The organism is uncultured Fibrobacter sp., assembly GCF_947166265.1.
Lineage (GTDB): Bacteria > Fibrobacterota > Fibrobacteria > Fibrobacterales > Fibrobacteraceae > Fibrobacter.
Genome location: NZ_CAMVDO010000031.1, coordinates 22,586 through 31,433 on the forward strand (window position 1 = coordinate 22,586; position 8,848 = coordinate 31,433).

4 protein-coding genes are annotated in these 8,848 nt (G+C 48.2%); 3 read left to right on the top strand and 1 reads right to left on the bottom strand.

The annotated features are described in order from the left end of the window. Positions 1-2: 2 nt before the first annotated feature. From Q0W37_RS12535 to Q0W37_RS12545, 3 genes are all read left to right on the top strand, one after another. Entirely contained in the window at positions 3-2,282 is a 2,280-nt protein-coding gene (locus Q0W37_RS12535) for an FISUMP domain-containing protein (RefSeq protein ID WP_297701893.1), read from the top strand. Between the two features lie 93 nt (positions 2,283-2,375). Beyond that, the gene (locus tag Q0W37_RS12540; RefSeq protein WP_297701894.1) at positions 2,376-3,899 is read left to right on the top strand and encodes a family 16 glycosylhydrolase; all 1,524 of its coding nucleotides are present in this window, start codon (positions 2,376-2,378) and stop codon (positions 3,897-3,899) included. 262 nt (positions 3,900-4,161) lie between these two features. Next, entirely contained in the window at positions 4,162-7,758 is a 3,597-nt protein-coding gene (locus Q0W37_RS12545; RefSeq protein ID WP_297701895.1) for a hypothetical protein, read from the top strand. A 74-nt stretch (positions 7,759-7,832) separates the two neighbouring features. Here Q0W37_RS12545 and Q0W37_RS12550 read toward each other — a convergent pair. Beyond that, positions 7,833-8,848 (bottom strand): class I SAM-dependent rRNA methyltransferase (locus Q0W37_RS12550; protein ID WP_297701896.1); only part of this gene is annotated, 1,016 nt, incomplete at its 5' end.

The window sequence follows — 8,848 nt, forward strand, 5'->3', positions numbered from 1 at the left end:
AAATGAAAAATCAAAATTGGATAGCCACAGGTCTGCTCATTTTGTTTGCAGCGGTGGCTTTTACGGCCTGTTCCGAGGACTCATCAGAAAAAAATTCGCCGACGAATGCGACTACGGAATCACACAAGGATACCGTCTATGTCATCACGACCGATTCGGTGTATGTAGAAGGGACCATTTCCTGTTCTTCGAAAAAGCTTGGCGATGGAAGTGGCTACAAGATTATCTGTAATGGAGATTCCATCGGAGTCGTCTTGAACGGTAAAAAGGGTGAAAAGGGTGATCCTGGAGAAAAGGGCGATCCTGGCGAACAGGGCGAAATCGGACCGCAGGGCGAGCCGGGGGCCCAGGGTGAACCCGGTGCGCAGGGGGAACCTGGTAAACAGGGCGAACAGGGAGATCCTGGCAAGCAGGGCGAACCGGGTGCAGATGGCGCCGCTGCTACGGATGCCTGTCAGATTGTGGACCATACAGACGAAATGGTGGCCCTAAGCTGTGGTGGCGTCGTCATCACAATTCCGCTCAGCGAAAAGGTTAATTTGGATGTCCATAGAATCGAACAGAAGGATGTTTCCGGATTTGCACAAAAGGGACCTTTCGTGGATGAGTGCCGAGTCATTATTTCGGAACTGAAAGGACCTAAAAGTTTTGATCCGGCGTGGGTGTACCATTCGACATTCACGAAGGACTCAACGGGGGCTTTTACCTTTGATACATTGACGGCGTCGTCGAATTATGTAGACGTTTATGTGTATGGAAATTACCTGAATGAAGTGAGTGGCAAGCAATCTACTAAGGCGATAGGCTTGCGAGCCTTGACTGATCTCTATGAACGGAATTCGGTGAACGTGAACTTGCTTACGCACCTGGAATATCTTTGCATAAAAGATCGGATTGAACATGGGGACGGCACGCTTAATATGATGGATCTCAAAAAGCCTGTCGCGAAGTTGATTCTGGATGCGTTCCACATGAACGTGGGTGATTTTGGCTATTCCGAAGACCTGAACATCTTTGGCGAAACCGATGCGGATGCCGCTCTGCTTGCGATTTCTGTGATGTTGCTGGGAGACCGCACTGGAGAGGAATTTAACGCCCTGGTAGAAAAGATCGCAAAGGACTTGGCGGCGGATGGCTTGTGGGACGATGTCGAGACACGTGCTGAAATTGCCGACTGGGTTGCAACGGCGGATAGCCTTGGGAGATTTGCCGAGGTTCGCGAAAATATGGAAAAGTGGAAAATCTCGACTAAGATTCCCAATTTTGAAAAATTCATCCGTCAGTTCTGGGGTATTGAAAGTGGACTTGGTGTTTGCGGAAGCGAAACCAGTCCGGTAGGAACAATCAAGTTGGTCTCGAACCCGGATTCCAAGAAGTACTTTGTTCCAGAAGACGATGACTCGGTTGAACGGATCTATTTCGTTTGCGAGGATGTCGATGGTGGAAAGTGGCTCGGTATTCCCGAATCCAAAGTTGACTTTTATCCGAAGTATAAACTCAATAAGAAAGGAACTGTCTTGACGGGTAAGGCGACGGGTCGAAAGCTGGTGTGGGATGCCGATACGCTTCGGTTTGCGACTGCCGAAGAAATCTATTTGAACAAGGGCTGTGTCAGCTACAATATGGATACAAGTGATACCTTGGGCTTGCATTCATCCTATACTTGCCATAAAGATGGCTGGAGCTTCGATTCGGTCAACGTGATTACGGATCCGCGCAACGATGCCGTTTACAGGACAATTAAAATAGGTTCTTCGTATTGGATGGCAGATAATTTGAAAATAGAGTATTTGCTTAATGGTAAAAATTATGGGGTTAATTGCATCGGTGAAGAAAGGTGCGAAGTCGGCTACTATTATTACTGGTCGGTAGCATTGGATAGCGCGGGCATTTACAGTAAATCCAGCAAGGAGTGTGGATATCGTCAACGCTGCAACATTCATTTCAATGCTCGGGGTGTTTGTCCCGAAGGGTGGCATATACCGCAGGAAGCCGAATGGAATGAGCTGTACAAGGATGTGGGTGAAGATGTTTTTGCATTGCAGTCTACCGAAAATAATGGAATGTGGAAACATGCAACGAACACTTCTGGATTTAATGCGACCCCCGCAGGTTTTTATGGTGATGCCTGGTATGAACGCGAAGGTGAGGAAGCCCGCTTTTGGGCTGCTACGGAACAGAGTAATTTGTTTGCACTATATGCGTGCATAACGACGGGTGATTTCTATACCACTTCTGACTATAAAGACCGCATGACCCTCATACGCTGCAAAAAGAACTGATTGTTGCTGTAGGCAAGACCGTTTAAATCTTTTTTCTTGGTAAAGGTCCCCGACGAGGTTATATTTAACAAGTGTGTTGGGCGAGGATTTGATATGGGAAACAAGTTTTTGCGCAGGAAAACCTGTAATGTCGCGAAGGTGTATCTAGCTGCTTTATTTGCAGCCTCTTTTGCGTTCGCTGATCCGCCGGCGAATTTTAGCGGCTGGAAAAAGGTGTTCGAAGACGACTTCGACGGCACGAGCCTCGACAAGTCCAAGTGGAATCCGACCTACAACTGGGGCCACACTCATAATCACCGCGCCTACTGCGCCGAAGAAAACGTGATTGTCTCTGACGGTAAGCTCAAGCTCAAGGGCGAAAAGAAAAAACACCCCGATGCAGACGGGCTTAAGGCGAAGTTCAACGGCAAGGAAATTCCGGTCGATTACACTTCGGGGGCAATCGACACCAAGGGAAAATTTGAAGTCAAGTACGGCTATATCGAGGGCCGCTTCAAGGCTCCGTCGCAAAAGGGAACTTGGCCCGCGTTTTGGACGCTTCAAGACGGCTGGCCTCCCGAAATCGATATCCTGGAAATTCCTGCATCTCGCAAGCAGCACCATTACTACCTGCATTACACCGATCCTAGCTGGTACAATAGTCATGGCTCGGCGTGGGACCACGAGGCTTCTTTCGGCGGACATAAGGATGATGACGTAGATCGTTCCGCGGGTTTCCACAACTACGGCGTGGAATGGGACGAATCGACTCTCAGCTTTTACTTTGACGACAAGAAATTTGCAAGTTACAACCGTCCGACAGAAATCAAGCAACTTGCGGCGCAGTACATCATCGTGAATCTTGCGATTGGCGGCTGGGCCGGCGACGACATTGATATTACCGAAAACAAGCCCGCGTATTTCGAAGCCGATTGGGTGCGCGTGTGGCAGGCGAGACCCGCAAAACCTGATACCGTTCGCATTATGTCGATGAACTTCGGAACGTGTATGGTCCGAACCGCCGAAGACAAGCTTGCTTTGGGTGACTGCGATGGACAAAATGCCGTTGCGACTCTGACGCCGCTTACCTCGACGACATTCCGCATTAACTTTGGCGATATGTCGATTGATACCCCGAACGAATCGACCGATGCGGGCGTTACGATGGGCCTTTACAAGTGGAACGGCGGCGGACACCAGAAAGTGGTGGTGGAAAAACAGTCCGGTTACGAGGGCTCTGTCGTTCGCATGAAAATGCAACACAGCAACATGTATCTGCGAGCCACCACCGATGGCGAACGCGTGGTGCAGAGCTGGGCCGATGACTGGGAATGGAACCAGATGTGGCGCCTGTTGCCGGATACCGTTAAGGCCGATTCGGGAACAACTGCTCTTGCACAAAATGCTAATTTGTATGGAACGTCTGTCCATTATGCGGACAATCAGTTATTCGTGGAGCTGGGCAATGCATTTGTCGACGGTGCTGTCGTTCGCGTTCTTGATTTGCATGGGCGCGAAATAATGCGTAGATGGGCACCTCATTCAGTGTTGTTGGATGTTCAGGATTTGGCTCCAGGAATCTACCATGTCGTTGTTCGCGACAAGAGCCGTACGGATATTCGCCGATTCAAAAAATGAATCATAGGTGAGATGTTGCGTTACGTCACAGAATAACCAATTCTTGTAAAATTTTCTTAAAGATTCGGTGACGGCAGTAGCGTAATAATTTAAATTGTAGATATGGAAACTCGATCCCAGAGTTTAGGGGGATTGCCCGTAGCGACTAGCGACGGGCTTTTAGGTGATGGAAATCCATCTTTTGGAAGCATAAAATCTTATGCCTTCTCTGTCCGTTGCCTAAAGGACTAACCTTTCACAAAAAGTTTATATCGAGGAAAAAATGACTAATCTCACCAAAACAACAAACATTTTTGCGGCGCTGGTGTTACTTGCTTCTGCTTCGGCATGGGCGGTATCATCGGTGTGGTCCCCGTTACTGAATATCGATGTGGGCGATACGCTCGTGATCGATGATTTCGAGAACGATGACGAAGGTGAAAACGTCGACATTGTTTCCAATTTGGGCGCATGGTACTCTTTTACGGGAGAGGAGTATACCGTCACATTTAAAAGCTCCATTGTTGATTCGGATGGCGAAAAATCAAAAGTCTTGCGGATTGACTATGAGTTTAAGAATCAGACTGAACAGCTAAATAATGGATGGGAGTGGATAGAAACGCGCGTTTATGTCGCGCCGAACTATACTTCACTGGATTTTTCTAGCTGTACCGAAATTCAGTTCGATTACAAGGCGATATTTAATAATAAAAGTGATGGCGAAAATTGGCTTGATTTGCGCTTTCGCCTAGAGGGTGACGAGAAAAAAGCCAATGCCGGGTCGAACTATTATTCCGTATACTTGGATGAGAGCAATGATTGGCAAACGGTAACGTTTCATTGGAACGATTTTGAACAAGGATATCCGGAATATAATCCGGATGGTATAGATATTCCGGTTGAAACCGTGCAAAAGAATATGTTTGCTTTCAGCTGGTTCTGGCATACAGAGAATGCGGCGACGGGAACTCTTGAACTTGATAACTTCCGTTGCATCAACCAGCCTACTTATGAAGTCAAGTTTATGGCTGGTGACGAGGTGTTTGAATCTGGCATTTACTATAGGGGAACAACTCCTTCTAACCCGACGGCAGATTGTGAGTATAACGAGAACTGCAGAAAGCCGACCAAGGAACCGTCCGAAACGATGATGTACACCTTTAAGAAATGGAACAAGGACATTAAGGCTGTTACGAAGCCCACCGTTTATAAGGCGTTATTCGATTCGACGGAACTCCCCAAAGGCACGCCGCTGAACATGACGGTCGATACGCTTTGGTTAGAAAACTTTGAAGATGGCGATAAAGTTGGAACGTTGGGCGGGTCTTGGGATTTCTTTAACTCTCTAAAGTCCAATACGTCTAGCTTTGAATCGGATGGCTCCGAATGGTCTGGCAATCTTGCGGTGATATTAGAAGGATCCTTTAAGGAAGGTGAAGATGATGTCTATTTGAACTTCCGTCTGACAGATGCCCCCGAAAAGACGGTGTCCTTTGAATACTGTTTCGATTTCTTTGGAGAAGATGGCGTTGCAATTCCAGAGGGGTGGGGAGACCGTCAATTTGCTGATCCGACAGATATTGACCTTTCAGACGAATTGCCGCTTTGCAAGAATAACGAAACGTGGAATGCTGAATTTGAACCTAATGATAAATATGGTTATCCACCAGAAGAATCAATTCGCATTAAGTTCAATGCCGATGGCAAGGCTGAAGGGACCGAATATATGTTGCTCAAGGTTATTAACCTGTCAAAAGGATTAGCTGTTGCGCAAGATATGGGAGAAGGCTACGTTCCTTTTAAGATTTATGATGTCGATAAGATGGATGTCCAAGAACCGACTTCTTCCATCGTGACTGTTTCTGGAAATAAAATTCTTGGCATCGGTAATCTTACGGAACCGGAAGACTCTTATGAATGGCTCGGTGCTCGTCTCTACCTGCAAAAAGACAGCTCTGCCGTAGATATGGGGCAGTGCGAGGCTATCCAGTACCGTTACAAGGGTGGACCTCACCAGTTCCGCGTAGAAAGCGCGTATGAAACCGGCTGGCAGCATTATTACATGGATTTTCCGGCCAGTGACGATTGGAAGACTGCCGCTATCTATTGGAACCGCCTAAGTGGGTATGAATGGGCTGATGAAGGCGATCTCCCGTTAAAACAGGTGGGCGTCATCAAGAGGAAGGTTGTTGCCTTGACATGGCAGAGAGATAATTTTTCTACTGATGCAGAGGGTAAAGGTCCGATAGAAATAGATGACATCCGGTGCATCCGTAATTTGCCGAACGTCTTGGCGGAATTTTATAGTGAAGGGAACTGGGTTGCAGAATCTTCTGTTCCTTATTCAGCCTACTTCAGAGATGTTAATATTCCGAAAGACCCTGTAAAGGTGTCCGAAGATGGGCAAAATTATGTTTTTGTTGGCTGGACTCCGGAGAAGTATTATGATTTTGAAATGATTGAAAACTTGAGACTTGATGCGCGGTTTGTTCCCACCCGGAAGTTGGAAGTTTCGAGTTCAACTCTGCTCATCGATGACTTTGAAAGCGGAGATCTGGTAAGCCCGCTTGGTGGCTCCTGGAGTATCTCGACTAAAACTGAATCGGCTAAGGTTAGTATGGCTGCGGAGAAACATGCAGACGGCAAGTGCCTCAAGGCCAGCTTTACAAATGATGATGCGTTTAGCTTTACGAGGGCCGATATTGCGTTAAATTTGCAAAAAGACGGCGTAGCTCTGGATCTGTCGCAATGTGATGCAATTCAGTACGATTATAGGGGCGATGCTACCCATCAATTCCATTTAGGGACTGTATTTGATAACCTTGAAATAGAACGGGACTATTTTGAAACTGTATGGGGCGATGAAGAAGGTGTAAATTGGCGCACCAAGACCGTTTATCTGGAGAACGACGGCCTGGAATGCCACAGTGGCTGCAAGCCTGTTTCCGAGGTGAAGAAGGCTGTGTACCAGTTGTCTTGGAGCTTTGAAAGTTATGCTAATCTTGAAACTTTTGAAATCGACAACATCAAATGCGTCCGTACAAATTTTGGTGCGGTGAATATTGCTTTGGATTCTTCGAAGGCGATTATCGACGGGTTCTTTACGGATGCGGAAGGTTTCGAAATACCCAAAGATCTTGACGTGAAGGAAGTCGAATTCCGCCGTACGTTTGAAGTGGGCAAGAGCGCGACGATTATGCTTCCGTTCTCGATTGACGTTTCGAAGGTGGAAGGCGCCAAGTTCTATGGATTTGCCCAGATGGATTACGTAGATGGCGAATGGAAGGCGGGCGTTACAGAGGAAACTGAAAAGCTTCTTGCGAATACTCCGTACATGGTGATTCCGACGGGTAACGCGGTTACCTTCAACCTGAAAGAAGATGAATACGTTACCTTAACCACGAGTGGCGCCAAGACGACCGTTCTTGGGGATTGGGAACTGCGCGGGGCCTCCGGAAACATCTCCCTTTCTGATTCGACTCACTTGATTGGCCGTGTTTATGGCTTTGCCGGTCAAGCGAAAGATGGATTCAAGGTGGGTGATTTTGTGAAGTTCGGTAAAGGTGCGACGATTCCTGCATTGCGTTGCTATTTGGTGTATACCGGTGAATTGCCGGATGAAAATTCGAATACGAATAATGCGCCGCTTCCGAGGGGTGTTGCAAGTATCGAAGGCTTGCAGGACAGCATTAGCATCGAAATCCTGGAAGAATCCGGCAATGTGATGGCCGTAGGAACTTTCGATTCCAAACGAAACGAATTCCGTGTCAACCGCTACCATCTGGATCAGTGGTATGACTTGCGCGGACGCCGTTTGAAAGGGAAACCCACCGTCAAGGGAACCTATTACAATAACGGCAATATGGTGATTATCAAGTGAAAATAAAAAAGAAGGGAAATATCCCTTCTTTTTTATAGGGCATCTATCCTTATTCTTGTTCGGATGGATGCTTTTTAAATGACCTGAACGAGTAGGCCCTTGAGGTACTGACCTTCGGGGAAGGCCGTATTCACGGGGTGGTCGGCGGGTTGGCCGAAGCGTTCAATGATTTGAACGCGCCGTTTTGCATCGGCGGCGGCATCCGCGATAATCTTCTGGAACAAGTCCATTTCCATGAGGCCCGAGCAGCTGAAGGTCGCGAGCATGCCGCCTTCGGCCAGGAGTTTCATGGCGAGCAGGTTGATGTCCTTGTAGCCACGGGCACCTTTCTGCAGATTGTCCTTGCTTTCTACAAATTTGGGTGGGTCCAGCACGATGAGGTCGAATGTTTCGGCCTTGTCGCGGCACTTGCGCAGGTACTGGAACACGTCGGCTTCCACATGCGTGGCATGCGCGGTGCTGAGCTTGTTGCGCATGATGCCTTCTTTGGCGAGCTTGAGTGCGTCCTTGGAAACATCCACCTGATAAACTTTTTCGCAACCGCCACGGAGCGCGTAGAGTCCGAATCCGCCTGTATAGCAGAAACAGTTGAGCACCTTTTTCCCCTTGGAAAGTTCGCCGATGCGGCGTCTGGCGTCACGCTGGTCCAGGTAGTAACCGGTTTTGTGGCCGTTTTTCACATCGATGGGGAAGAGGATTCCGTTTTCGTTGATGATGACCGGTTCATCGGGAACTTCGCCGTAAACGCAACCGGTGCGGAGCGGCAAACCTTCTTTCTTGCGCACGTCGGAATCGCAGCGTTCGTAGATGCCGCGGCAGTGCGTCTTTTCGGCGAGCAGTTCGTAAATGTCCTTGCGGTGGACTTCGGCACCTGCGGCCAAGATTTCCACCGAGTAGATATCGGCGTACTTGTCGATAATGCAACCCGGAATGCCGTCGTTTTCTGCGTTAATCAGGCGGAATGCTGATTCCTTGTCTTCGATGTCGAAGCCGCGACTCTTGCGCGCAGCAATCGCGCGGTCGAGCAAGTCGCTGAAAAATTCGCGGTCAATGTTTGCCTTTTCGCCGAATGTCCAGAAACGCCCGCGGA